The sequence below is a fragment of the Actinomycetospora straminea genome (genome assembly GCF_028737255.1).
Lineage (GTDB): Bacteria > Actinomycetota > Actinomycetes > Mycobacteriales > Pseudonocardiaceae > Actinomycetospora > Actinomycetospora straminea.
Genome location: NZ_JAQZAN010000021.1, coordinates 58,050 through 82,082 on the forward strand (window position 1 = coordinate 58,050; position 24,033 = coordinate 82,082).

Sequence of the window (24,033 nt, forward strand, 5' to 3'; positions counted from 1 at the left end):
GCTCGACGTCGCGCGGGGTCGACCGATCTGCGGCGCGTTCCGGTGATCGGCGCCCGTGGGAGAGTCGGCGCCGATGACCGTCACCGACGCGCTGCTCGCCCCGTGGCTCGCGGGCGACCCGGCCCGCCCGCTGATCACCTTCTACGACGACGCCACCGGCGAGCGGATCGAGCTCTCCGGCGCCACCTTCGGCAACTGGGTCGCGAAGACCGCGAACCTCCTGCGCGACGAGTGCGACGTCGAGCCCGGCACCCCGGTCGCCGTGCTGCTGCCGGCGCACTGGCAGACGGCGGCGGCCCTGTGCGCGGTGTGGGCCTGCGGGGCCGAGGTGGTCGCCGAGGCCACGGGCGCCGAGGTCGCCCTCGCCGACGCCGAGCACCTCGAGGCCGCGGGCGCCGCGGGGCTCGTCGTCGGCTTCAGCCTCGACGCGTTCGGCCAGGGGCTCGGGGACGCGCTGCCCCGGGGCGCGGTCGACTACGCCACCGAGGTGCGCGTGCACGGCGACCACTTCGACCCGCTCACCCCGATCGGCGACGACGCCCCCGCGCTGGCGGGGGCCGACGTCGCGACGGTGGTCGCCGCCGCGCGCGAGCGCGCCGCCGAGCTCGGGCTCGGTGCGGGCGACCGGGTGCTCTCCACCGCGTCGTGGCCGCTCGCGACCACCGGCGGCCTCGTCGACGGCTTCCTCGCCGTGCTCGCCGCGGGCGCCTCGCTGGTGCAGGTGCGCCACCCCGCCGGCGACCAGGAGCGGCGCGCCGGCACGGAGAAGGTCACACGCATCCTGTGACCACCCCGCACCGCACCGCCGCGATCACCACCGGGATCACCGCCGACCTGGTCCGCGGCGCCGTCGAGCTGGAGCGCACCGAGCACGGCGTCCTCCCCCACCGCCTGCCCGCCCGGGCCCGCGCGCAGGGCGACACCCAGATCGCCATGGCCGAGGCCCAGCCGTCGGGCGTGCGGATCGTCGTGCACACCCGGGCGACGGTGCTGGAGCTGGACACGCTGCGCACGCGCGTCGGCTACGTCGGCATGCCGCTGCGCCCGGACGGCGTCTACGACCTGCGCGTCGACGGCGAGCTCGTCGCGCAGAGCGGCACCTCGGGCGGGAAGGTGCTGCGCCTCGACCCGGCCACCGGCGGCGCGCAGACCGAGCCCGGACCGGTCGGCACCGTGCGCTTCGACGGCCTCGCCGACCGCGACAAGCTCGTCGAGGTCTGGCTCCCGCACACCGAGATCACCGAGCTGGTCGCCCTGCGCTCCGACGCCCCGCTCACCGCCGCACCGACCGGTGGCCGCCGGGTCTGGCTGCACCACGGCAGCTCGATCAGCCACGGCTCGAACGCGGCGAGCCCGTCGACGACCTGGCCCGCCCTGGCCGCGGCGGAGGCCGGCGTCGAGCTGGTCAACCTCGGCTTCGGCGGCAGCGCGCTGCTCGACCCGTTCACCGCCCGCGCGATCCGCGACACCCCGGCCGACGTGATCAGCCTCAAGATCGGCATCAACCTCGTCAACGCCGACCTCCTGCGCCGCCGCGCGCTCGGGCCCGCGGTGCACGGGTTCCTCGACACGATCCGTGAGGGCCGCCCGACGACGCCGCTGCTGGTCGTCTCGGCGATCCTCTGCCCGATCCACGAGGAGACCCCGGGCCCCGGCGCCGTGGACGTCACCGACGAGGGCACGCTGCGCTTCCGCGCCACCGGCGACCCCGCCGACGTCGCCGCCGGGCGGCTGACGCTGCAGGTCGTCCGCGAGGAGCTCGCGCGCGTCGTCGCGCAGCGGGCTCCCGACGACCCGCACCTGCACCACCTCGACGGCCGGGAGCTCTACGGCGAGGCCGACGCCGCCGAGCTGCCCCTGCCCGACCGGCTGCACCCCGACCCCGAAACCCACCGGCTCGTCGCCGGGCGCTTCGCCGCCCACGCCTTCGCCCCGGGCGGGCCGCTCGCCGGCTGAGCCGGAACAGACGTCGCACCCCGGAACGAGCGAACGACGCCCTCGCTGCGTCGGGGGCAGCGAGGGCGTCGTTCGCTCGGTCAGGGGCTCAGGAACTCAGGGGCCCTCCCGTCACGCCTGCGGCGCGCCCGGGTACTGCTGCTGCGGCGGGTACTGCTGCTGCTGCTGCGGGTAGCCGCCCTGCTGGTAGCCACCCTGCTGCGGGTAGCCGCCCTGCTGGTAGCCCTGCTGGGGGTAGCCGCCCTGGTCGTAGCCCTGCTGGGGGTAGCCGCCCTGCTGGTAGCCCTGCTGGGGGTAGCCGCCCTGCGGGTAGCCGGCCATCGCATCCTGCTTCGGGTTCATGCCGTGCTCGTTGGCGCCGGGCTGCCCGTCGGTGGCCCACCAGACGATGAGGATGATCGCGCCGACGATCGGGATCAGGGCGAGCAGCTGCCACCAGCCCGAGCGGCCCGTGTCGTGCAGGCGCCGGGCGCCGACCGCGAGCGACGGGATGAGCACGGCGAGCTGGTAGATCGTGGTCAGCAGCCCGCCGCTCATGGCGAAGCCCGTGCCGGTGCTCGAGAAGCTCGCCGTGCCGATCAGCACGTCGATGATGCTGAGCACGATCGCCGCGAGGATGTTGAACAGCACGAACATCCAGAACTCGGTGCGCCGCGCACGCCCGTTGAAGTCGGCGTACTGCTTGAGCACCTTCAGGTACCACTGCATGGGAAGGACCTCTCACGGAGCGTGGGGCGGGGCCGCGTCCGCCGCGGTCCCTGTCGCCCGGGTAGGCTAGCGATCCACACGCTCCGTAAGCAGTACCCCGAACGGGTTACTTCTTCAGCAGGGCCCGCGCCATGACCATCCGCTGGATCTGGTTGGTGCCCTCGTAGATCTGCGTGATCTTGGCGTCGCGCATCATCCGCTCGGCCGGGAAGTCGACCGTGTAGCCGGCACCGCCGAAGATCTGCACCGCGTCCGTGGTCACCGACATCGCCGTGTCGGAGGCGAAGCACTTCGACGCCGAGGCGATGAGGCCCATCTCCTCGCCGCGCTCGGCCCGCGCCGCGGCCGCGTAGACGAGGTGGCGGGCGGCCTCGGTGTTCATGGCCATGTCGGCGAGCATGAACTGCAGGCCCTGGAAGTCGGCGATCGCCTTGCCGAACTGGTGGCGCTCGCGCGCGTAGTCGACGGCCGCGTCCAGGGCGCCCTGCGCGATGCCGACGGCCTGCGCGCCGATGGTCGGGCGGGTGTGGTCGAGGGTCGCGAACGCCGTCTTCAGCCCGGTACCGGGCTCGCCGATGATGCGGTCGCCCGGGATGCGGCAGTTCTCGAAGTAGATCTCGGTGGTCGGCGAGCCCTTGATGCCGAGCTTGTGCTCCTTCGGCCCGACCGAGAAACCCGGGTCGTCGGAGTGCACCACGAACGCCGAGATCCCGTTGGCGCCCTTGTCCGGGTCGGTCTTCGCCATGACCGTGTACCAGTCGGAGATGCCGCCGTTGGTGATCCAGCACTTGGTGCCGTTGAGCACCCAGTCGTCCCCGTCCCGGTGGGCCCGGGTGCGCATCGAGACGGTGTCCGACCCGGCCTCGCGCTCCGAGAGCGCGTAGCTGATCATCGACTGCCCCGACGCGATCGTCGGCAGCACCTGCTGCTTCAGCTCCTCGGAGCCGGACAGGATGATCGGCATCGAGCCCAGCTTGTTCACGGCCGGGATCAGCGAGGCCGACGCGTCGACCCGCGCGACCTCCTCGATGACCATGCAGGCCACGATCGAGTCGGCGCCCTCACCCCCGTACTGCTCGGGGATGTGGATGGCGTGGAAGCCGTTCTGCGTCAGCGCGGTGCGGGCCTCGGTGGGGAACCGCGCCTGCTGGTCGACCTCCGCGGCGTACGGGGCGATCTCCTTCTCCGCGAGGGCTCGGATCGACTCCCGCAGCGCGTCGCGCTCCTCGCCGAGGCTGTACAGGTCGAAATCCGGATCCACGACGTCCCTCCACACCACTGGCCCACGCCCCTGACGGCACTGCGCCATCACGGTACTCGGACGTCCTACCGTCGCGGGACCTCGCGGCCCCGCCGCCGGGTGTGGGCCTGGCTACCCCCGGTCGCCCGTCAGCGGGCTCGACGTGGGTGACCGGCGCGCGAACGCCGGCGCGCGCTCGGGCCGCAGCCCCACCCCGATCAGGTAGGCCGGCACCACCGTCAGACGGGGGAACCGCGCGAGCAGGCGACGGATCGGCGCGGGCGGGCCGCCGCGGCGCCCGGCCAGGACCGGCACCACGAGCCCGCGATGCATGAGCCGCTGGACCGTCTGCACCGCGATCGTCGGCAGCAGGCGCCGGCGCCGCACGGCGTCGAGCTCGTCGGGCGTCACCCGGGGGCCGCCCTCCTGGTCGCGGAGCAGCGGTGCGGCGAGCAGGGTCGCCGCCGCGACGGCGTCCTGGACCGCGAGGTTGATGCCGACCCCGCCGACCGGCGACATCGCGTGCGCGGCGTCGCCGAGGCAGAGCAGCCCGTCGACGTGCCAGCGCTGCAGCCGGTCCAGACGGACGTCGAGGTGCTTGACGTCGTCCATGCTCGCCAGGGCGTCGACGCGGTCGGCGAAGTCGGGGGCGAGCTCGGCGATGTCGGCGCGGAACGCCTCGATGCCGCGGGCGCGCAGCTCGGCGTCCCGGCCCTTGGGCCCGAGGTAGGCGATCTGGAAGTACCCCTCCCGCGGGATGACGACGGCCAGGCGCCCCTGGCTCATGCGCGGGGTGAGGCCCGGCGACCCGTCCTCGGGACGGCGCGGGAGGCGGAACCACCAGGCGTCCATGGGCACCGGGAACTCGACGACCCGCAGCCCCGCCTGCGCCCGCGCGGTGGAGCCGCGCCCGTCGCAGGCGACGGTGAGGTCCGCGGCGATCTCGCCCTCGGCCCCGTCGGCGGTCCGGTACGCGACCCCGGTGACCCGGCCGTCCGCGTCGCGGCGCAGCTCGGTGACCTCGGTGTCCATCCGCAGCGTGAACGCCGGCTCCGCCGCACCCGCGTCGGCGAGCAGGTCGAGCAGATCCCACTGCGGGACCATCGCGATGTAGGGGTGCTTGACGCGCCCGGCGAGGCGGCGCAGGTCGCCGACGACCAGCGTCTCGTCGCGGTCGACCGGGAACGCGACCCGGTCGAGGCGGCTCTGCGGCAGCGCGGCGAACCGCTCGCCGAGACCCAGCTCGTCGAGCAGGTCGAGCGTCGTCGGGTGGACCGTGTCGCCGCGGAAGTCGCGCAGGAAGTCCGCGTGCTTCTCCAGCACCGTGACCTCGACCCCGGCCCGGGCGAGCAGCAGGCCCAGCACCATCCCGGCCGGCCCGCCCCCGACCACACAGCACGTCGTCCGCTCCATCGTCCCCACCTCCAGCGATCTCAACGCCTGTTGAATACGAGTGTGGACCCGTCGCCCGCAGAAATCAACGGTTGTTGAACTAGGATCGCGGCGTGGCCACCGACCCGACCCCGCGCGGACGCCGACCCGGCGACTCCGGCACGCGGGACGCGATCCTCGACGCGGCGCGGGCGCGCTTCGCGGGCGAGGGCTTCCGGGCGGCGACGGTGCGGGCGATCGCCGGGGACGCGGGCGTCGACCCCGCGCTGGTCATGCACTACTTCGGCACCAAGCAGGCGCTGTTCGTCGCGGCGATGGAGTTCCCGCTCGACCCCGCCCAGGTCGTGCCGCGGCTGCTCGGGCCGGGGGTCGACGGGCTCGGCGAGCGGCTCGTCCGCTTCCTGCTCACGGTCATCGACGACCTGGGCGACGCCAACCCCATGCTCGGGCTCGTGCGCTCGGCCGTCGGGCACCCGGACGCCGCGCGGATGATGCGCGAGTTCCTCGGCGAGGCGATCCTCGACCGGCTCGCCGCCGCGGTCAGCGAGCACACGGGGGCCGACCGCCCCCGCCTGCGCGCCGACCTGTGCGCCTCGCAGGTGGTCGGGGTCCTCGTCGCCCGCCAGATCCTGGCGCTGCCCGAGCTCGCGGCCGCCGACCGGGAGACCCTCGTCGCCGCCTACGGCCCGACCATCCAGCGCTACCTCACGGGGTCGCTGGCGCCCTGAGCCCCGCCGTGCTCCTGCCCGCGCGCCCCGGCGGCGAGCGCCGCGTCCTTGGCCGCGACGGTCTCGGCCAGCCCGGCCTGGAAGCGCTCCATGGCCCGCGCGAGGGCCGGGTCGGAGGCGCCGAGCATCCGCACCGCGAGCAGGCCCGCGTTGCGCGCCCCGCCGATCGACACCGTCGCCACCGGGACGCCGGCGGGCATCTGCACGATCGAGAGCAGCGAGTCCATGCCGTCGAGGTGCTGCAGCGGCACCGGGACGCCGATCACCGGCAGCGTCGTCGCCGAGGCGACCATGCCGGGCAGGTGCGCCGCCCCGCCCGCGCCCGCGATGACGGCCCGCAGCCCGCGCCCCGCGGCCGCGGCGGCCCAGTCGAGCATGACGCGCGGGGTGCGGTGCGCCGAGAGCACCCGCGCCTCCCACGGCACGTCGAACTCGTCGAGCGCCTCGGCGGCCGCGCGCATGGTCGGCCAGTCGGAGTCGCTGCCCATGACGATGCCGACGGCGGGCTCGCTGCTCATGCGTGGGGGTCCCATCCGTCGCTCCACACGCCGGTGGAGAGGTGGTCGGCGGCCAGCCGGGCGCGGGTCCGCACGTCGTCGAGGTGGTCCCCGCGCACGGTCACGTGCCCGACCTTGCGGCCCGGGCGCTCGGCCTTGCCGTAGAGGTGCACGCGCGCGTCGGGGAAGCGGGCGAGGGTGTGGTGCAGGCGCTCGTCGACACCGGTGGCCGGGACGGAATCGCCGCCGAGCACGTTGGCCATGACGGTGACGGGCGCGGTCGTCGCGGTGGCGCCGAGGGGGTAGTCGAGCACCGCGCGCAGGTGCTGCTCGAACTGCGAGGTCACCGAGCCCTCGATCGTCCAGTGCGCCGAGTTGTGGGGGCGCATCGCGAGCTCGTTGACCACCAGCCCCTGGTCGGTCTCGAACAGCTCCACCGCGAGCAGCCCGACGACACCGAGCGCGTGGGCGATCCGCAGCGCGAGCTGCTCGGCCTCCTCGGCGCGCCCGGGGTCGAGGCCGGGCGCGGGGGCGAGGACCTCGGTGCAGATGCCCTGCTCCTGCACGGTCTCGACCACCGGCCACACGGCCGCCTGCCCGAACGGCGAGCGGGCGAGGACCGCGGCGAGCTCGCGGCGCAGCGCCACCCTCTGCTCGACCATCAGCGGCGTGCCGGCCGCGAGGAGCTCGGTGACGGTGGCCCGCGCCGCCTCGGCGTCGTCGAGGACCCACACGCCGCGCCCGTCGTAGCCGCCCCGCACGGCCTTGAGCACCACCGGCCAGCCGTGCTCCTCCGCGAACGCCGTGACGTCCTCGACGCCCGCCACGGCGGCGAACGGGGGCACGGGCTCGCCGAGCTCGCGCAGGCGGGTGCGCATGACGAGCTTGTCCTGGGCGTGCCGCAGGGCGTCCGGTCCGGGGTGGACGGCGACGCCGTCGGCGACCAGGGCGCGCAGGTGCTCGCTCGGCACGTGCTCGTGGTCGAAGGTCAGGGCCTCGGCGCCGGCGGCCGCGCGGCGCAGCGCCTCGAGGTCGGTGTGCTCGCCCAGCACGACGTCGGGCGTCACCAGCGCCGCCGGCTCGCCCGGCCCCGTCGCGAGGACCCGCAGCGACTGGCCGAGGGCGACCGCGGCCTGGTGGGTCATCCGCGCCAGCTGGCCGCCGCCGATCATCGTCACCACGGGCAGGCCGGTGCGCTCGTCCACGATCGGAGCACGGTACGCGCTGGTCAGGTGTGATCCGGCTCCGGCTCGTGGTGGGGCTCCGGCTCGTGCTGTGGCTCTGGCTCGGCGTCGCGGAGCCGGGCGAGCAGCGCGCAGGCGCCGTCGTGGGTGGCGGGCAGGCGGACGATCCGCGCCGTCGGCGACCCGACGAGGCCCTCGGCGGCCGCGAGGCGTCGCGTCAGCAGGCGGCGCAGCACGGCGGTGCGCTCGGCGAGGCCCTCGCGCGGGGCGAGGACGACGACGGTCCCGCGACCGACGACGGCGATCGACTCGCCGGCGTCGAACACCACGCCCGCGGCCTCGCCGGCGATCGACAGCGGCGCGACCCGGCGCCAGTCGCGGACGTCGAGCGTGAGCACGACCAGGGCGTGCTCGTCGCCGGCGGCACGACCGTGGGCGCGGGCGGCGCGGTAGACCTCGGCGAGGCGGGTGCGCAGGTAGCGGACGCTCGCGAGGCCGGACAACGGGTCGACGGCGGCGGTCTCGGCGATGTCGCCGCAGGCCACGTCCGTCCACGCGATCGAGACCGCGCGCAGCAGGTGCACCCCGTCGGGACCCCGGACCGGGGCGTGGTGCCCGGGCACGACGGCCCCGGCCCCGTCGTCGGGCTCCTCCGCCCCGGCGCCGGACACGGCGGTGCTCAGGGCGGCGAGGTCGGTGAGGGTCTCGGCGAGGCCGATGCCCGCCCCGGCCCGGGCGCCCGCCCAGTGCGCGAGGACCCGCTCGACCGCCCGGTCGCGCGCGTCCCGGCCCTCGTGGCGGGCGGTGACCACGGCGCACACGGCCTCGACCGCCGGGTCCGGCCACTCCGCCGCCGCGGCCCAGCCCAGGGCACTGCTGCACGCGAACCACCGCTCGCGCAGCAGGGCGGCCCGACCGGGGCGGGGAGCGGCGCCCGCGAGCGCGGCCTCGACGACGTCGGTGGCGTCGGTCGCACCGCCCGCCCTCGAGCCCGCCGTCGAGCCCGTCGAGCCCGCGCGTGACCCCTCGATGCTGCTCACGTCCATCCCGTGGCCGACCTCCACCGTGCTCGCGTGGCCGGTCCCGTCGTCCCGACCCGGACAGGAGACGCGCGGGACCGTCGCCCATGACGGTGACGGTCACCGCTTCGGCCGTACGGAGCCCCACACACTCGACCGGACGGGTGAGGGGGGAGGTGGGCCGTGTCCGTCGACGACGGGGGCCCGGCCGGCGCGAGCGACGTGGGCGACGACGCCCGCAGCGACGCCGAGCTGATCGCGCTGCTGCGGGGGCGCGGCGCGGACCGCGACTCCACGGCCGCCTTCGGGACCCTCTACGCGCGCCACCAGCACGCCGCCCGGGCCCTGGCCCGCCAGCTCGCCCGCTCTCCCGTGGACGCCGACGACCTCGTCGCCGGCGCCTTCACGCGCATGCTCGAGGTGCTGCGCGCCGGGCGCGGCCCCACCGAGGCGTTCCGTGCGTACCTGCTGACCTCGGTGCGCCACCTCGCCTACGACCGCAGCCGCGCCGAGCGCCGCGTGGACCTCACCGACGACCTCACCGACGTCCACGGCGTCGACCCCGGCGGCACGATCGTCCCCTTCACCGACCCCGCACTCGCCGGCCTCGAGCGGACGATGGCCGCGCGGGCCTTCGCGACGCTGCCCGAGCGCTGGCAGGCGGTCCTCTGGCACCTCGAGGTCGAGGGCGACACCCCGGCGGACATCGCGCCGCTGTTCGGGCTGTCGGCCAACGCCGTGTCCGCGCTCGGCTACCGGGCGCGGGAGGGCCTGCGCCAGGCCTACCTGCAGCAGCACCTCGACAGCGGCTCCGGACGCTGGGACCGCCGGCACCGCGAGACCGGCGAGAAGCTCGGCGCCTACACCCGCGGCGGCCTCGCGCGCCGGGAGGCCGAGCGGGTCGAGGCGCACCTCGCCGAGTGCCCCGAGTGCCGGGCCCTCGCCGACGAGCTGCGCGACGTCAACGCCGGGATGCTGCGCGCGGTGGTGGCGCCGCTGGTGCTCGGCGCGGGGGTGCTGGGCTACCTGGCCTCGCGCGGCTCGACCGGCGCGCTCGACGTGGCCAGCACCGGTGAGCTCGCCGTCGCCGGGGGCGGCGCGATCGGTCTGCTCGGCGCGCTGACCGGGATCTCCGGCGCCGTCCGCCCGGTCCCGCCCGCACGCCTGCGCACGGTCGGCGTGATCGGCCTCGCCGGCGCGGTCGGCCTCGCGGCCGTCGTGCTGGGCGACGCCCTCGGGCCCCCGACCCCACCGGTGCAGGCCGTTCCCGCGCCGGTCCTGGTGCCGCCGGGGGTGCCGGGCGTGCCGGGCGTGCCGGCAGGGGCGCCGGGTGTGCCGGCGGCCCCGGGTCCGGGGGGCGCCTCGCCGGGTGCCGGGGCGTCGGTCGCCGACTCCGGGCCGAGGCCCGGGACCGCTCGGGCCCCGAGCGGTGCGCCGGCGCCGGAGGCCGTGCTCGCGATCCCGGGCCTCACCGACGAGGCCACCGACCCCGACCGCTCCGCCGGGACGCGCCGGACGACCCGACCCGTCGGCGCGGTGCGTGCCAGTGCCTCGGACCCGGCGACCACCGACCATGCACGCGCCACGCCCGCGGCACGCGCCACGCCCGCGGCCCGCGGCACGACTGCCCGCACCGCCGCGGCCCGCCCCCGGCCCGCTGACCAGGGCTGCCTCGTCACCGCCCGGCTGCCCGTCGTCGGCGGGGCGGGCGTGATCTGCCGGACCGGCACCGCGGCCCGGGAGGCCTCACTAGACTCCGCCCGGTGACGGTGCTGCGCGACGTGTCGGGCCGGGCCGCGCGCCTCGTCGACCGGCACGGCGAGCTGGTCAAGTTCGCCACCGTCGGCGCGATCACCTTCGTGGTCGACACGGCCGTGTTCGTCACCGCCAAATCCACGGTGCTCGAGCCCAAGCCCGTCACGGCGAAGGTCGTGGCGGTGCTGGTCGCGACCATCGTGGGCTACGTCCTCAACCGCGAGTGGTCCTTCCGCGCGCGCGGCGGGCTCGGGCGGCCCCACGAGGCGCTGCTGTACTTCGCCGTGTCCGGCGTCGCGCTGGCGATCAACGCCGCGCCGCTCGGGATCTCGCGCTACGTGCTCGACCTCGCCACGCCCGCGGTGTCGACGCTGACCGAGCACGTCGCCGACCTGGTCAGCGCCCAGGTCGTCGGGACCCTCCTCGCGATGGTGTTCCGCTGGTGGGCGTTCCGGCGGTGGGTGTTCCCCGACGATCTCGTCCCGCTGCGGTAGCCAGGCGAACGCTCGTCGTGACCGCCCCGACCCCCGATCGGAGGACGGCTCTCCGCCGACCGATGTCGGGTCGGCCACCGCATGCCGAGATCGACGACCGCCGGTCTCCGAGGTGGAGCCGGTCGTCGCCCGAACGCGGAGGGGATTCCAAGGTTCTTGATACCGTCGGTACCGCTCGGCCGGGGAGGGCTCAGGCGGGCCGGGCCTGGACAGGACGCGGAGGAGGACCAGCTGTGCCGAAGCTCCCGTGCCCGCATCGCACCGCCGGCCGGGACGTCACCGCCGATCCCCTGCTCGACGCCGACGGGCTCGAGCAGTGCGACGGGCTGATGGTCCTGGTCCTCGACCCCGTGACCGGTGCCGCCGACACCTACGGCCCGTACCCCGCCCCCCGCGCCCGCGAGGAGGCCCACGGACGCCGCCGGGAGCTCGACGCCGAGGACCTCACCGAGGTCACCGTGGCGCTGGTCCGCCACCACCGCCCCCGCTGACGCGCCTCACCCGACGTCTCCTCACCCGACGTCTCCTCACCCGACGTCTCCTCACCCGACGTCGTCCCGGTCGGTCGACGTCGACACGGGCTCCCAGCGCTCGAGGTCGTCGGCGATCCGGGTGAGCCGCGCCCGGATCCCGCTCACCGCGTCCTGCCCGAGCGGGAGCCGCAGCGGCGCGTCGTCGGCGTCGAGCACGCGGAGGATGGCGGCTGCGGCCTTGTCCGGGTCGCCGGGCTGGCGGCCGTCGTTGCCGGCGACGAACGCCCGTGTCGGGCCGACCGTGTCCTCGTACTCCGGCATCGGCGTCGAGAGCACCGCCGCGCCGGGGCGGAAGAGCTCGGTGCGGAACGCGCCCGGCTCGACGATGAGGAACCGGACGTGGGGGCACTCGTCGACGAGGGTCTCGACCAGGCCTTCGATCGCGAACTTCGTCGCGCAGTAGACCCCGAAGCCGGGCAGGGTGACCTGCCCGCCGACCGACGACATCAGCACGACCGCGCCCTGGCCCTGCGCGCGGAAGTGCGGCAGCGCGGCCCGGGTGAGCAGTGCCGGGCCCATCGTGTGCAGGTCGAACAGCGCGCGCAGCTCGTCCTCGGTGGTCTCCTCGAGCGCGCCGACCTGCGTGCGCCCGGCGTTGTTGACCAGCACGTCGAGACGCCCGTGGCGGGCGACGACGTCGTCGACGGCCGCGGTGAGGTCGGCGGCCGGTCCGGTGACGTCGAGGGCGAGGGGCTCGACGCGGTCGGGGTGGGCGGCGGCGAGCTCGGCGAGGGCCTCGGTGCGGCGCGCGGCCGCGACCACGGTGTCGCCGGCCGCGACCGCGGCGTCGGTGATCGCGCGGCCAAACCCGCTCGAGGCGCCGGTGACGAGCCAGACGCGGTGTCGTGGGGAGGTCACGGCGCCGACCCTCCCCGCGGGCCGACTGGACGTCCAAGACCAGGTGCGATCACCTTCGGCTATGGACGTCCACTCCCGCGACCTGCGCTACTTCGTCGCTGTCGCCGAGGAACGCCACGTCACGCGCGCGGCCGCCCGGCTGCACGTCTCGCAGCCCGCGCTGAGCAAGCAGCTGCGCGCGCTCGAGCGCCAGGTCGGCGCCGAGCTGCTGCACCGACTCCCGCACGGCGTCGAGCTGACGGCGGCCGGCGAGGCGCTGCTGCCGCACGCGCGGGCGGTGCTCGCGCGCACCGACGACGCCGCCCGCGACGTGGCCGCCGCCGCGCGACGCCTCGTGGTGGGCGTGAGCACGGGGGTCGGGCGGGGCCTGCTGCCGGCCGTGCGCTCGCGGCTCGCGGTCGCCGAGGCGCCGGTGGAGCCGCAGGTGCGCGCGGTGGCCTGGGACGACGCGAGCGCGGGTCTCGCCGACGGCGGCAGCGACGTCGCCGTGGCGTGGGCGCCGGTGCCGGGGCGGGTGCGCACGCTCGAGCTCGCGCGCGAGCCGATCGGGGTGGCGCTCCCCCCGGGCCACCCGCTCGCGGGGCGGGACGCGGTGCCGTTCGCGGCCCTGCTCGACGAGCCCTTCCTCGCGCTGCCCCCGGAAGCCGGGCCGCTGCGGGCGTCGTGGCTCGCCGAGGCCCACCGCCGCGGGCGCCCGGCGCGGGTCGGCGGGGAGGTGCGCTCGATGGAGGAGACCCACGAGGCGCTGCTCGACGGGCGCGGCGTGGTGCTCCTCGCGATCGGCAACGCCCCGGCGCTCGCCCGCGACGGCGTCACCGTGGTGCGGGTCGACGACCTGCCGCCGTGCGTGCTCGTCCTCGCCTGGCGCGCCGACGACCGCCGGCCCGCGGTCCGCGCCTACGTCGAGGCGTGCCGGGAGGTGCTGGCGGCCCGGGCGTGAGCGGTTGCCCCGCTCAGCGCGGCCCCGTCGTGGGCAGCGGGCGCGGGGCGGCGACGGTCCGGTCGGTGCGGGGCACGGGCAGGAACACCGCGAAGGTCGCGGGCCGGGTGCGGGCGAGCTCGAGGCGCCCGCCGTCGGCCTCGACCAGCGCGCGGGCCAGGGCCAGCCCGAAGCCGGTCGACGCCGCCCCGGACACCCCGCGGTCGAACACGTGCGGCGCGAGCTCGGGCGGGACGCCCTCGCCGTGGTCGGCGACCTCGACGACGATCGTGTCGTTGTCCGACAGGCGCGCCGAGAGCGTGATCGTCCCCCGACCGTGGCGCAGGGCGTTGTCGACGAGCACCCCGAGCGCCTCCCGCAGCCGCCCCGACGTGGCGCGCGCGACAAGCCCCTCCGGCGTGCGCACGCGGATCGCGCGGCTCTCGGCGCGCAGCGGGTCACGCCACTCGTCGGCGACGGCCTCCAGCTCGCCCGCCACCTCCAGCGGCGCCGCCCCGGCCGCGCGGGCCTCGCGGGCCGAGGCGAGGAGCTCGTCGAGCACCTCGGCGAGCCGCTCGGCCTGCTCCAGGGCCGCCGCGCCCTCCGCGGAGACCTGGTCGTCGGGGTGGGCCGCGAGCTCGTCGAGGCGCAGCTGCAGGGCGGTCAGGCGGCTGCGCAGCTGGTGGGACACGTCGCCGACCAGCTCGCGCTCGCGCTGGAGCAGCTCGGCGAGCGCCGCGGCCGAGGAGTCGAGGACGTCGGACACCCGGTCGAGCTCGGGAATGCCGTGGCGGTGGGGCGCGGGCCGGAAGTCGCCGGCGCCGAGGCGGGCGGCGCGCCCGGCCACCTGCTGGAGCGGGTCGGCCAGCCGCCGGGCGGTCAGCGTCGCCACCACCGCCCCCACGGCCACCGACAGCAGCACCGCCGCGAGCACCAGCGCCGTCGCCTGCAGCTGGCGCGCCCGCATCTCGGTGATCGGCTCCGAGAGCACCGCCGACCCCGAGAGCCCGAACGGCAGGGTCTCGCTGACGGTCGGCCCCGGGGCCAGCTCGCCCAGCGTGCTCGTGCCCCGCGGCGTGCGGACCACCAACGACCCGCCCGGCGGGACCGCGATCCCGACGGCGCTGAGGTCCACCGGCCGCTCGCCCGACACCTGCGAGTCGAGCGTCGCGACGACCTGCCGCAGCCGTGAGTTGATGTCGGCGCGCGTGAAGTCCTCGACCAGCCGCCACGTCGTGAGTGCCAGCGGACCGCCCAGCACCGCCACCGTGATGGTGACGACGATGAGCGTCGAGACGAGGATCCGGCGTCGCACGGGCGGGCCCTAGGTGTTGAAGCGGAACCCGACCCCGCGCACCGTGCTGATGCGCTTCCCGCCGACCCCGCCGCCCTCGTCGGCGAGCTTGCGGCGCAGCCACGACATGTGCATGTCCAGGGTCTTGGAGGTCTTCATCTCGGGGTCGTTCCAGACCTCGCGGAGGATCTCCTCCCGGGACACCACCTGCCCGGCGTGGGCCATGAGCACCCGGAGCAGCTCGAACTCCTTGTTGGCCAGGCCGACCTCGACCCCGTCGACCGTGACCCGCCGCGCCGACGGCTCCAGGCGCACCCCGCCCGCGTCGAGCACCTCGGGAGCGCGGCGGCGCAGCAGCGCCCGCACCCGAGCCAGGAGCTCGGCGAGCCGGAAGGGCTTGCCCACGTAGTCGTCCGCGCCCGCGTCCAGGCCGACGACGAAGTCGACCTCGTCGGTGCGCGCGGTGAGCATGAGCACCGGCAGGTCCGGCTGGTCGGCGCGCACCCGCCGGCACACCTCGAGCCCGTCCATCCCCGGCAGGCCGAGGTCCAGCACCATGAGGTCCGGCCCGGCGGCGCCCGCTCGGTGGAGCGCGGCCTGACCGTCGCCGACGACGTCGACCTCGTAGCCCTCGCGCTGCAGCGCGCGGGAGAGGGGTCCGGCGATCGCCGCGTCGTCCTCGACGAGCAGCACGGTGGTCACGGCGCCACAGTAGCCCCGGGGGTGCGGAGTCCTGGCACGATCGCCCGCCATGAGCTCCGCCGGGCCCGCCGACCTCGATCCCGCCGCCGACCTCCCCGCCGACCTCCCCGCCGACCTCCCCGCCGACCTCGACAGCGACCTCGCGCTCGCCCTCTCGCTCGCGGACGCCGCCGACGCGGTGACCCTGCCCCGCTTCCGCGCCGTGGACCTGCACGTGGAGCGCAAGCCCGACCGCACCCCGGTGACCGACGCCGACACCGCCTGCGAGGACCGCCTGCGCGCCGTGCTCGCCGCCCACCGACCCGACGACGACGTCCTCGGCGAGGAGCGCGGCGGCAGCCTCGGCGCCGGGCGGGTGTGGGTGATCGACCCGATCGACGGCACCAAGAACTTCTCCCGCGGCATCCCGGTGTGGGCGACCCTCGTCGCGCTCGTGGCGGACGGCCGCCCCGTCGTCGGCGTCGTCAGTGCCCCCGCCCTGCAGCGGCGCTGGTGGGCCGCGGCGGGCCGGGGCGCCCACACCAGCGATCCCGCCCGCGGCGTGGACGCGGCGCCGCTCGCGGTGTCCGGCGTCGGGGCCCTCGAGGACGCCTACGCGTCCACCACCGACCTCGAGTACTGGCGCACGATCGACCGCCAGGACCAGTGGCTCGCCCTGACCCGCGCGTGCTGGGAGAGCCGCGCGTTCGGCGACTTCTGGCACCACTGCCTCGTCGCCGAGGGCGTCCTCGACCTCGCCGTCGAGCCCGCCGCCAACACCTGGGACCTCGCGGCCGCACAGGTCCTCGTCGAGGAGGCGGGCGGTCGGCTCACGGACCTCACCGGCGCCGCGCGCCCCGACGGGGGCGACTCGCTGACCACCAACGGCCTCCTGCACGACGCCGCCCTGGAGATCGTCCGCCGCTAGCCGGACGACCCCGCGAGCCGCGCCCACACCAGCCGCCCGAACAGCGAGAAGCACGCGGCCGACTCGTCGTCGAACCGCGTCCACTCGAACCGCCCACCACGCTCGCACCAGAACACCTCCCAGCTCCCGTCCTCGGTCTCGTCCACCCCGGGCACGGGCCGCACGCACCACGCCCGCTCGACCTCGGCGCCCACGCTGACCGCGGCCCCGGCCACCCCGGCCGCGGCCAGCCAGCCCGCCAGCTCACCGGCTCGCACACCGGGTTCGACGCAGCCGACCGCCGAGCGGTTCCGCCGAGGACTGGCACGATCACCGTCGTGACCGCCCCCGAGGTCTGCTTCGAGGACCTGCCCGCCGGTCGGCGCATCGCGCTCGGCTCGGTGGTCGTCGACCGCGACGAGATGCTCGCCTTCAACCGCCGCTTCGACCCCCAGCCCTTCCACGTCGACGAGGACGCCGCCCGCGCGTCGCTCTTCGGCGGGCTGTGCGCGTCGGGGTGGTTCACCGCGTCGCTGTGGATGCGCTGCTACGTCGACGGGCTGCTCAGCCGTGCGGCAGCACTCGGCTCACCCGGCGGCGACGAGATCTCCTGGCCGGCGCCGGTGTTCCCCGGCGACCGGCTCGACGCGTCGCTGGAGATCCTGGCGGCGCGGGTGTCGGCGAGCCGCCCGCAGCTGGGCCTCGTCACGCTGCTGGGCACGCTGACGCGCGAGGACGGCACCCAGGTCTACCGGGGCCGCTTCACCGGGATGTTCGGGCGGCGCGACGGCGCTCCCGCCGCCGCGCCCGGCGGCCCCGCCAGCCCCTGACCGGCTCGTCCTGCTCGTCCGGCTCGCCGGGATCGCCCGCGTCGAGCGCGTCGGGGTCCTCGTCGTCGAGCTCGTCGTCGAGCTCGTCGGCCGCGGGCAGCTCGTCCCACGCGCCCCCGGCCCCGGCCCGCGGGACGGCGACCTGGTCGAGCCCGCCCCGGTCCTCGGCCATCGTCTCCACCAGCGACGCCAGGCGCTCGACGTCGCCCAGCCCCGCGAACTCCCACGGCTCCTCCGTGCCCGCGGTGGCGACGACGAGCGTGCCCGCGCCGAGCACCCGCTCCGACCCGGTGCTGCGCGTGCGCACCTCCGTGATCGTCGCCCCGGCGACCTCGACGCTCTCCCGGGCGAGCACGCCCTCGCGCACGAGCAGGCGCCGGTCGGTGACGACGAGGTGGGTGCAGCGCCAGCGCACCAGCGGCAGCACCGCGAGCCAGCCGATCGCGACCGCCGCGAGCAGCACCAGCGCCAGGCGCACCGCGGTGCGCGTGGAGGAGGACGGGATGCCGTCGGCCAACCCGGCGAGCAGGGCCGCGAGGAACACCGCGGCCGGCGGGACCAGCGCGGGCACGACGAGCATGCGCCAGTGCGGGCGCCGGTGGGCGAGCACGTGCTCGCCGCGGCGCAACACGCCGTCGGGGTAGGCCACGCGCCGCACCCCCTCCCGGGACCTCCCGGTGAGGCTAACCAGCGGCGGGCCGGACGTGGACGACGTCGCCCGCCGACACGACGGTGGTGTCCCCGTCCGGGGCACGCACCGCGAGCCGCCCGTCGCGGTCGACGTCGACCGCGCGCCCGGTGAGGACCCGGTCGCCGGGGAGGGTCACGCTCACCTCGCGGCCCAGCGTCGCGCAGCGCGCGCGGTAGTCGTCGACGAGGCCGGACGCGACGGCGTCGCCCCGCGCGTCGCGCCACCGCCCGTCGAGGTCGGCCAGCGCGCGCAGCACCGCGACCAGCACGTCGCCCCGCGCGAGCTCGGCACCCTCGGCGGCCAGGGACGTCCCGCCCGCGGGCAGGTCGGCCACCGGCGTCGCGACGTTCAGCCCGATCCCGACGACGAGCGCACGGTCGTCGCCGGTGACCGCGCCGACCTCGGCCAGCACCCCGGCCCCCTTGGCGCCGTCGCCGAGCAGCAGGTCGTTCGGCCACTTCAGCGCCGCGGGGACCGCGCCGCCGGTCAGCGTGCCGACCGCCTCGACCAGGGCCAGTCCGGCCAGGAGCGGCGCCCACCCCCAGCGCTCGGGGGCCACCTCGCGCGGGCGCAGGAGCACCGAGAAGGTCAGGCCCTCCCCCGCCCGGTCCTCCCAGACCCGCTCGCGGCGCCCGCGGCCGGCGTCCTGGTGCTCGGCGACGAGGACGGTCCGGTCGGGCGCGGCGCCGGGGCCGGCGACGCGGGCGAGGAGGTCGGCGTTGGTGGACCCGGTGCTGGGGACCACCTCCAGCGTCCACGGCCCCGACGGCGGGCCCAGCGCGCGGCGCAGCGTGTCTTCGTCGAGGGGAGCGGCCACGACCGCGCACCGTAGTGCCGCTGATCACCCTCTCGCCCGCGTCCCCCGGCCGTGTCGGGGTCGGTCGCTACAGTGCCGCTCCATGACCGCCGCGACGGAGCCGTTGCCGCAGCCGGACAGCCAGGGTGACGGGGCTGCTGGGGAGCCCGACATCCACACGTCGGCGGGCAAGCTCGCCGACTGGTACCGGCGCCAGGAGGACGTGGTCCACGCCGGCAGCGAGCGCGCGGTCGAGCGCCAGCACGCCAAGGGCCGCAAGACCGCCCGCGAGCGGATCGACCTGCTGCTCGACGAGGGCAGCTTCCTCGAGTTCGACGCGATGGCGCGCCACCGCTCCACCAACTTCGGCCTCGAGGCCAACCGGCCCTACGGCGACGGGGTCGTCACCGGGCAGGGCACGGTCGACGGCCGCCCGGTGTGCGTGTTCTCCCAGGACGCCACCGTGTTCGGCGGCGCGCTGGGCGAGGTCTACGGCGAGAAGATCGTCAAGGTCATGGACGTGGCCATGAAGATCGGCTGCCCGGTGATCGGCATCAACGACGGCGGCGGCGCGCGCATCCAGGAGGGCGTGGTCGCCCTCGGGCTCTACGGCGAGATCTTCCGCCGCAACGTGCACGCCTCGGGCGTCGTCCCGCAGATCTCGCTGGTCATGGGCCCGGCGGCCGGCGGCGCGGTGTACTCCCCCGCGCTCACCGATTTCACCGTCATGGTCGACGAGACGTCGTTCATGTTCATCACCGGCCCGGACGTGATCAAGACGGTCACGGGCGAGGACGTCGGCTTCGAGGAGCTCGGCGGCGCCCGCACCCACAACGCCACCTCCGGCAACGCCCACTACCTGGCCTCCGACGAGGACGACGCGATCTCGTTCGTCCAGGAGCTGCTGGGCTACCTGCCGTCGAACAACCTCACCGACCCGCCGCGCATCCCGGGCGAGGAGGAGAGCGGGTCGGTGCCCGACGGCATCGGGGAGACCGACCTCGAGCTCGACACCCTCGTGCCCGACTCGCCCAACCAGCCCTACGACATCCGCGAGGCCGTCACGCGGGTGGTCGACGACGGCGACTTCCTGGAGATCCAGGCGCTCTACGCGGCCAACATCGTCACCGGCTACGGGCGCGTGGAGGGCCGGCCGGTCGGCATCGTCGCCAACCAGCCGACCCAGCTCGCCGGCTGCCTCGACATCGGGGCCAGCGAGAAGGCCGCCCGGTTCGTGCGCACGTGCGACACGTTCAACATCCCGGTGCTGACCTTCGTCGACGTGCCGGGATTCCTGCCCGGCACCGACCAGGAGTACAACGGCATCATCCGGCGCGGCGCGAAGCTGATCTACGCGTACGCCGAGGCGACGGTGCCGCTCGTAACGGTCATCTGCCGCAAGGCCTACGGCGGCGCCTACGACGTCATGGGCTCCAAGCACCTCGGGGCCGACGTCAACATCGCCTGGCCCACCGCGCAGATCGCCGTCACCGGGGCCTCGGGCGCCGTGAGCATCCTCTACCGCAAGGAGCTCAAGAAGGTCGAGGACGACGGCGGGGACGTCGAGGCCCGGCGCGCGGAGCTGCAGCAGGAGTACGAGGACACCCTCGCCAACCCCTACGTGGCCGCCGAGCGGGGCTACGTCGACGCCGTCGTCCCGCCGTCGCACACCCGCGGCTACGTCGCCCGGGCGCTGCGGATGCTCGAGACGAAGCGCGAGACGCTGCCGCCGCGCAAGCACGGGAACGTGCCCCTGTGAGCGCAGCGAACGCGGAGGTGTGGCTGTGAGCGCAGCGAACGCGGAGGTGTGGCCGTGAGCGAGGACGACCGGGAGACCCCGGCCCGCCCCGTCCTGCGCATCGTGCGCGGGGAGCCGGACGCGGCCGAGATCGCCGCGCTGACCGTCGTTCTCGCCGCCGCCGGCGGCGGCGGCGCTCCCGACGAGGCGCCCGACCCGACACCGGCGTCGGGCTGGGCACGCCGCACCGACCTCGTGCGCGGCCCGGTCCATCCCGGGCCGGGCGGCTGGCGGGCGTCCGCCCGACCACGATGACCACCCCCCGATCCCCCCGGTGACCTGATGGCCCTGCTGCGCCGACGCCGTCGCACGCCGATCGGTGGCGAGAGCTACCGCGACGCCGACCACGCCCTCATGCCCATCCCGCCCACGGGCGGGCTGGTCAGCGCCCAGTTGCGCAACGTCGAGGGCCGCCCGCTGCCCGGGGTCACGGTCGCGGTGATCGAGACCGAGGGCCTGCGGCGGGTGGTCACCGAGACGGTGACCGATCCCTTCGGCTTCTACACCGCCGCGGTGCCCAGCGGCGCGTACACGCTGCGCGCGACCCTGGGCGGCTACACCACCCTGACCCGCGACCTCGTCGTCGGCCGGGGCGAGCACGCCGCCCTGGGCGCGCTGACGATGTCGGCCGACCAGGGCAGCACGCGCCCCTCGCCCGGCGAGTGGGTGATCGACGACGCCCACAGCCGGCTGGGGTTCGTCGCGCGGCACATCGCGCTGTCGCGGGTCTACGGGCAGTTCACGCGGTTCCGCGGCTCGATCCACATCGCGGAGGACCTCGAGGACTCCAGCGTCGACGTCGTCATCGACGCGGCCAGCATCGAGACCCACAACGCCCAGCGCGACGCCCACCTGCGCTCGCAGGACTTCCTGGCCGTCGACGACTACCCGCAGCTCCAGTTCTCGAGCACGCGGTTCGGCGTGCGCGCGGGCAACGCCTGGACCATCGACGGCGAGCTGTCGATCCGCGGGCGCACCAACGACGTCCGGCTCGACACGACGTACCTCGGCACCCAGTCGTGGAACGGCACGCGCGTCGGCGCCACGGCCACGACGTCGCTGCACCGGGAGCACTTCACGCTCAACTGGCAGCAGATGGTCGCCCGCGGCATCCCGGTCGTCGGCTCGACCATCCAGATCCACCTCGACGTCCAGGCGGTCCTGCAGCTCTGAGCCCGACCTGCTTGCGTGATGCAACTCTCACCCCTACCGTCGTTGCATCACGCAAGTCGGACGGGAAGGGTGAGGGCCATGGCGCTGCCGCAGGTGGCCACGCACGACGAGTGGCTGGGCGCGCGGAAGAAGCTGCTGGAGCGCGAGAAGGAGCTCGTGCGGGCCCAGGACGCGGTCGCCGCCGAGCGCCGGCGGCTCCCGATGGTGCGCATCGCGGAGGACTACCGCTTCACCGGCCCCGACGGCGAGGTCGGGCTGCTCGACCTCTTCGCCGGGCACCGGCAGCTGCTCGTCCAGCACCTCATGTTCGACCCGGAGTGGGACGTCCCCTGCCCCAGCTGCAGCGGGATGGCGGACGACCTGGGCGCGGCCACGCCCGGGCGCCTGGCCCGGCGGGACACGTCGTTCGTCGCGGTGTCGCGGGCGCCGTGGGAGAAGCTCCGCGGGGTCGCGGCGGCGCGCGGCTGGACCTTCCCGTGGTTCTCGTCGCTGGGCAGCCGCTTCAACCACGACTTCCACGTCACGCTCGACCCGGCCGTGGTGCCGGCGAGCTACAACTTCCTCGACACCGCCGAGCTCGCGGCCGACCCGGAGCTGGCCTGGATGGTCTCCTACGTCGGCGAGCAGCCCGGGATCAGCGCGTTCCTGCGCGACGGCGACGACGTGTACCTGACGTACTCGACCTACGGCCGCGGCGTCGAGGTGATGATGCACGCCTACCACCTGCTCGACCTCACGGCGCTGGGCCGCCAGGAGACCTGGGAGGAGCCCGCGGGCCGCGCTCCGGTCGCGCACGACGCCTCCGCCGGTGCCATGCCCTGAGCCCCGGTCCCGGCGCCACCGTCCGGCGCCCCGCGACCGTGACGCGGTGCACGGGGGGCGGTCGCGGTGACCGGCGGGTTCGACAGCGACGTCCCCTCGCCCGCTGTACGACTATTGACGACACGCGTGACGGCACCGGCGACGACGCGGCCCCGGAGCCGCCGACGTAGGGTGCCGCTCCGTGCGTCTGGTGCTCGCGTCCGCGTCCCCGGCCCGACGGGCCGTTCTCCGTGCCGCCGGGGTGGAACCCCTCGTCGAGGTCTCCGATGTCGACGAGGACGCCGTGGTCGCCGAGCTCGGCGAGGGCGCGACGCCCGAGGACACGGTCTCCGCGCTGGCGCTCGCGAAGGCTCGCACGGTGGCCGCGCGGATCGCGACCGTCGAGCCCGACTGCGTCATCGTCGGCGCGGACTCCATGCTGTGGCTCGAGGGCGAGCTCGTGGGCAAGCCGGCCTCCGTCGACGCCGCGCGCGGCCGGTGGGACCAGATGGCCGGGCGCGCCGCGGACCTGTTCACCGGGCACGCGCTGGTCCGCGTCGTCGGCGGCGCCGTGGAGCGCGAGGTCACCGGCCACGCGCGCACCGCCGTCGCGTTCTCCGAGCCGACCACCGCCGAGCTCGAGGCCTACCTCGGGAGCGGGGAGCCGATGGCCGTCGCCGGCGCGTTCACGCTCGACGGCCTGGGCGGCTGGTTCGTCGAGGGCATCGAGGGCGACCCGTCGAACGTCGTGGGGCTGAGCCTGCCGCTGACCCGCCGCCTGCTCGCCGAGATCGGCGTGGGCGTCGACGCGCTGTGGGCGGCGGCCGCCCGGACCTGAGGGCGCTGGTCGGGGCGGATCAGGCGGGGTCCAGGCGCAGCGAGCGCACCACCGCGTCCGCGGCCTCGCCGTCGGCCCCGACGGTCGGCGAGGGCCGGGCGACGGCCAGCACCGCGAGCGTGCGGCCCGGCGCGGCGATCGTGCTGACGCGCACCAGCGCGCCGTCGAGCTCGCCGCCCTCGACGCGGCGCACCGAGGTGCGGGTCGGCAGGTCCGCGACGGACACGTCGTTGTCGGTGAGGTCCGCGGTCTCGGCGCCGGGGGCGAGCAGGTCGGCGTAGGCGTCCGCCAGCCGCCGTGCCTCGGCGTCGAGGGCGGTGGTCCGGGCGGGGTCGGCGACGGGAGGCTCGACGGGGACGCGCTGCGGGTCAGCCAGACCCACCAGCACGACCGTGCCCGCGCCGCGCTGCAGGATCGTGGCGCCCTCGAAGCGGCCCGGCGGCACCTCGACGACGTCCTGCGCCGGGGCGACCCGCCACCCCGCCGGCAGCGCCAGCGTCGTGGCGGTCACCGCGTCGGGTACGCGCGGGCCGTCCGGGGCGGGTCCGGACGGTGCCGGGTCCTCGGGCTCCGGCGGGTCCGCCGGCTCCGGCGGGTCCGCGGCCTCCGGCGGGTCTGCGGGCTCCGGCGGCGCCGTCGGCGCCGCGGGCTCCTGCGCCACGGCGACGTCCTCGGCCGCGAGGCGCAGGGAGGTCGCCCGGTCGGCGCCGACCGCACCGGCGACCACGGCGACGAGGCCGGCGAGGGCCAGCACGGACGCGCACACGGCCACCGACCGCCACCACCAAGGCTGCATCGGTCGCCGACCGTAGCCGCGCCGGACGGGGTGACCCGCACCGGGGCGCGGGGTGTGCGGCGCGTGAGCGGGCATTCCCGGCGTGTGGTCATGACCACGCCCGCGTCCGCGACGCGGCCGCATCGAGTACGAGAGAGTGACCCGA

Annotated in this window: 27 protein-coding genes; 14 read left to right on the plus strand and 13 right to left on the minus strand. The window is 76.0% G+C overall.

The genetic code is table 11. From position 1 onward, the window contains the following. Positions 1-73 precede the first annotated feature (73 nt). Both PH190_RS24270 and PH190_RS24275 read left to right on the plus strand, forming a co-directional pair. Positions 74-787, plus strand: coding sequence for a TIGR03089 family protein (locus tag PH190_RS24270; protein ID WP_274234103.1), 714 nt, complete (start codon positions 74-76; stop codon positions 785-787). Further along, positions 784-1,956: an SGNH/GDSL hydrolase family protein gene (locus PH190_RS24275; RefSeq protein ID WP_274234104.1), complete on the plus strand. Its 1,173-nt coding sequence runs from the start codon at positions 784-786 to the stop codon at positions 1,954-1,956. The genes PH190_RS24270 and PH190_RS24275 overlap by 4 nt, the downstream gene beginning before the upstream one ends. A gap of 111 nt (positions 1,957-2,067) precedes the next feature. Here the strand turns inward: PH190_RS24275 and PH190_RS24280 are convergent, their stop codons facing one another. The 3 genes from PH190_RS24280 to PH190_RS24290 form a co-directional block, all read right to left on the minus strand. Then, on the minus strand, positions 2,068-2,664 hold the full coding sequence (locus PH190_RS24280; RefSeq protein ID WP_274234105.1) for a DUF805 domain-containing protein: 597 nt from the start codon (positions 2,662-2,664) through the stop codon (positions 2,068-2,070). 106 nt (positions 2,665-2,770) lie between these two features. Continuing rightward, positions 2,771-3,925 (minus strand): acyl-CoA dehydrogenase, encoded by a 1,155-nt coding sequence (locus PH190_RS24285; protein WP_274234106.1) that lies wholly within the window; start codon positions 3,923-3,925, stop codon positions 2,771-2,773. Between the two features lie 111 nt (positions 3,926-4,036). Then, a complete protein-coding gene (locus PH190_RS24290; protein WP_274234107.1) occupies positions 4,037-5,317 on the minus strand; it encodes an FAD-dependent oxidoreductase in 1,281 nt (426 codons plus the stop codon). 92 nt (positions 5,318-5,409) lie between these two features. On the opposite strand from PH190_RS24290, the gene PH190_RS24295 reads away from it, so the two are divergent. Continuing rightward, entirely contained in the window at positions 5,410-6,024 is a 615-nt protein-coding gene (locus PH190_RS24295) for a TetR/AcrR family transcriptional regulator (protein WP_274234108.1), read from the plus strand. Here PH190_RS24295 and purE read toward each other — a convergent pair. Genes purE through PH190_RS24310 form a run of 3 tightly spaced genes read right to left on the minus strand, consistent with a single transcriptional unit; the run spans position 5,997 to position 8,745 of the window. Further along, the gene (gene purE / locus PH190_RS24300) at positions 5,997-6,542 is read right to left on the minus strand and encodes a 5-(carboxyamino)imidazole ribonucleotide mutase (protein ID WP_274234109.1); all 546 of its coding nucleotides are present in this window, start codon (positions 6,540-6,542) and stop codon (positions 5,997-5,999) included. The genes PH190_RS24295 and purE overlap by 28 nt on opposite strands. Further along, positions 6,539-7,726, minus strand: coding sequence for a 5-(carboxyamino)imidazole ribonucleotide synthase (locus tag PH190_RS24305; protein ID WP_274234110.1), 1,188 nt, complete (start codon positions 7,724-7,726; stop codon positions 6,539-6,541). The genes purE and PH190_RS24305 overlap by 4 nt, the downstream gene beginning before the upstream one ends. Positions 7,727-7,749: 23 nt before the next feature. Then, a complete protein-coding gene (locus tag PH190_RS24310) occupies positions 7,750-8,745 on the minus strand; it encodes a GGDEF domain-containing protein (RefSeq protein ID WP_274234111.1) in 996 nt (331 codons plus the stop codon). Positions 8,746-8,907: 162 nt separating this feature from the next. Between PH190_RS24310 and PH190_RS24315 the strand changes: the two genes are divergently transcribed. From PH190_RS24315 to PH190_RS24325, 3 genes are all read left to right on the plus strand, one after another. Continuing rightward, positions 8,908-10,491, plus strand: a complete 1,584-nt coding sequence (locus PH190_RS24315; protein ID WP_274234112.1) for a sigma-70 family RNA polymerase sigma factor — start codon at positions 8,908-8,910, stop codon at positions 10,489-10,491. Further along, positions 10,488-10,973: a GtrA family protein gene (locus PH190_RS24320; RefSeq protein WP_274234113.1), complete on the plus strand. Its 486-nt coding sequence runs from the start codon at positions 10,488-10,490 to the stop codon at positions 10,971-10,973. Before PH190_RS24315 ends, PH190_RS24320 begins: the two co-directional genes overlap by 4 nt. Before the next feature lie 233 nt (positions 10,974-11,206). Then, positions 11,207-11,464 (plus strand): hypothetical protein, encoded by a 258-nt coding sequence (locus PH190_RS24325; protein ID WP_274198367.1) that lies wholly within the window; start codon positions 11,207-11,209, stop codon positions 11,462-11,464. A 51-nt stretch (positions 11,465-11,515) separates the two neighbouring features. On the opposite strand, the gene PH190_RS24330 is transcribed toward PH190_RS24325, so the two are convergent. Further along, a complete protein-coding gene (locus tag PH190_RS24330; RefSeq protein ID WP_274234114.1) occupies positions 11,516-12,364 on the minus strand; it encodes an SDR family NAD(P)-dependent oxidoreductase in 849 nt (282 codons plus the stop codon). Between the two features lie 61 nt (positions 12,365-12,425). On the opposite strand from PH190_RS24330, the gene PH190_RS24335 reads away from it, so the two are divergent. Beyond that, positions 12,426-13,304, plus strand: a complete 879-nt coding sequence (locus PH190_RS24335; RefSeq protein ID WP_274234115.1) for a LysR family transcriptional regulator — start codon at positions 12,426-12,428, stop codon at positions 13,302-13,304. 13 nt (positions 13,305-13,317) lie between these two features. Here the strand turns inward: PH190_RS24335 and PH190_RS24340 are convergent, their stop codons facing one another. After that, positions 13,318-14,598 carry an ATP-binding protein gene (locus PH190_RS24340; RefSeq protein ID WP_274234116.1) on the minus strand — a complete coding sequence of 427 codons (1,281 nt, stop codon included), beginning with the start codon at positions 14,596-14,598 and terminating at the stop codon, positions 13,318-13,320. Positions 14,599-14,607: 9 nt separating this feature from the next. Continuing rightward, complete coding sequence (locus PH190_RS24345; RefSeq protein ID WP_274198369.1) at positions 14,608-15,279, minus strand: response regulator transcription factor; 672 nt, start codon at positions 15,277-15,279, stop codon at positions 14,608-14,610. Between the two features lie 49 nt (positions 15,280-15,328). Here PH190_RS24345 and hisN point away from each other — a divergent pair, with 49 nt between their 5' ends. Continuing rightward, positions 15,329-16,186: a histidinol-phosphatase gene (gene hisN, locus PH190_RS24350; protein ID WP_274234117.1), complete on the plus strand. Its 858-nt coding sequence runs from the start codon at positions 15,329-15,331 to the stop codon at positions 16,184-16,186. Here hisN and PH190_RS24355 read toward each other — a convergent pair. Next, positions 16,183-16,443, minus strand: a complete 261-nt coding sequence (locus PH190_RS24355) for a hypothetical protein (RefSeq protein ID WP_274234118.1) — start codon at positions 16,441-16,443, stop codon at positions 16,183-16,185. The genes hisN and PH190_RS24355 overlap by 4 nt on opposite strands. Before the next feature lie 60 nt (positions 16,444-16,503). Between PH190_RS24355 and PH190_RS24360 the strand changes: the two genes are divergently transcribed. Then, a complete protein-coding gene (locus PH190_RS24360) occupies positions 16,504-16,995 on the plus strand; it encodes a MaoC/PaaZ C-terminal domain-containing protein (protein WP_274234119.1) in 492 nt (163 codons plus the stop codon). Here the strand turns inward: PH190_RS24360 and PH190_RS24365 are convergent. Beyond that, positions 16,928-17,644 carry a PH domain-containing protein gene (locus PH190_RS24365; protein ID WP_274234120.1) on the minus strand — a complete coding sequence of 239 codons (717 nt, stop codon included), beginning with the start codon at positions 17,642-17,644 and terminating at the stop codon, positions 16,928-16,930. The two genes, PH190_RS24360 and PH190_RS24365, sit on opposite strands and share 68 nt — an antisense overlap. A gap of 34 nt (positions 17,645-17,678) precedes the next feature. Continuing rightward, positions 17,679-18,503, minus strand: coding sequence for a biotin--[acetyl-CoA-carboxylase] ligase (locus tag PH190_RS24370; protein WP_274234121.1), 825 nt, complete (start codon positions 18,501-18,503; stop codon positions 17,679-17,681). Positions 18,504-18,585: 82 nt separating this feature from the next. On the opposite strand from PH190_RS24370, the gene PH190_RS24375 reads away from it, so the two are divergent. The 5 genes from PH190_RS24375 to PH190_RS24395 all read left to right on the plus strand — a co-directional run bounded on the left by PH190_RS24375 (position 18,586) and on the right by PH190_RS24395 (position 23,092). Continuing rightward, entirely contained in the window at positions 18,586-20,241 is a 1,656-nt protein-coding gene (locus PH190_RS24375) for an acyl-CoA carboxylase subunit beta (protein ID WP_274234122.1), read from the plus strand. A 54-nt stretch (positions 20,242-20,295) separates the two neighbouring features. Further along, positions 20,296-20,535 carry an acyl-CoA carboxylase subunit epsilon gene (locus tag PH190_RS24380; RefSeq protein WP_274234123.1) on the plus strand — a complete coding sequence of 80 codons (240 nt, stop codon included), beginning with the start codon at positions 20,296-20,298 and terminating at the stop codon, positions 20,533-20,535. A gap of 27 nt (positions 20,536-20,562) precedes the next feature. Next, the gene (locus tag PH190_RS24385) at positions 20,563-21,453 is read left to right on the plus strand and encodes a YceI family protein (RefSeq protein ID WP_274234124.1); all 891 of its coding nucleotides are present in this window, start codon (positions 20,563-20,565) and stop codon (positions 21,451-21,453) included. A gap of 78 nt (positions 21,454-21,531) precedes the next feature. Beyond that, the gene (locus tag PH190_RS24390; protein ID WP_274234125.1) at positions 21,532-22,275 is read left to right on the plus strand and encodes a DUF899 domain-containing protein; all 744 of its coding nucleotides are present in this window, start codon (positions 21,532-21,534) and stop codon (positions 22,273-22,275) included. A gap of 181 nt (positions 22,276-22,456) precedes the next feature. Next, entirely contained in the window at positions 22,457-23,092 is a 636-nt protein-coding gene (locus PH190_RS24395; protein WP_274234126.1) for a Maf family protein, read from the plus strand. A gap of 19 nt (positions 23,093-23,111) precedes the next feature. Here PH190_RS24395 and PH190_RS24400 read toward each other — a convergent pair whose 3' ends face one another. Next, entirely contained in the window at positions 23,112-23,888 is a 777-nt protein-coding gene (locus PH190_RS24400) for a hypothetical protein (RefSeq protein WP_274234127.1), read from the minus strand. Positions 23,889-24,033 lie beyond the last annotated feature (145 nt).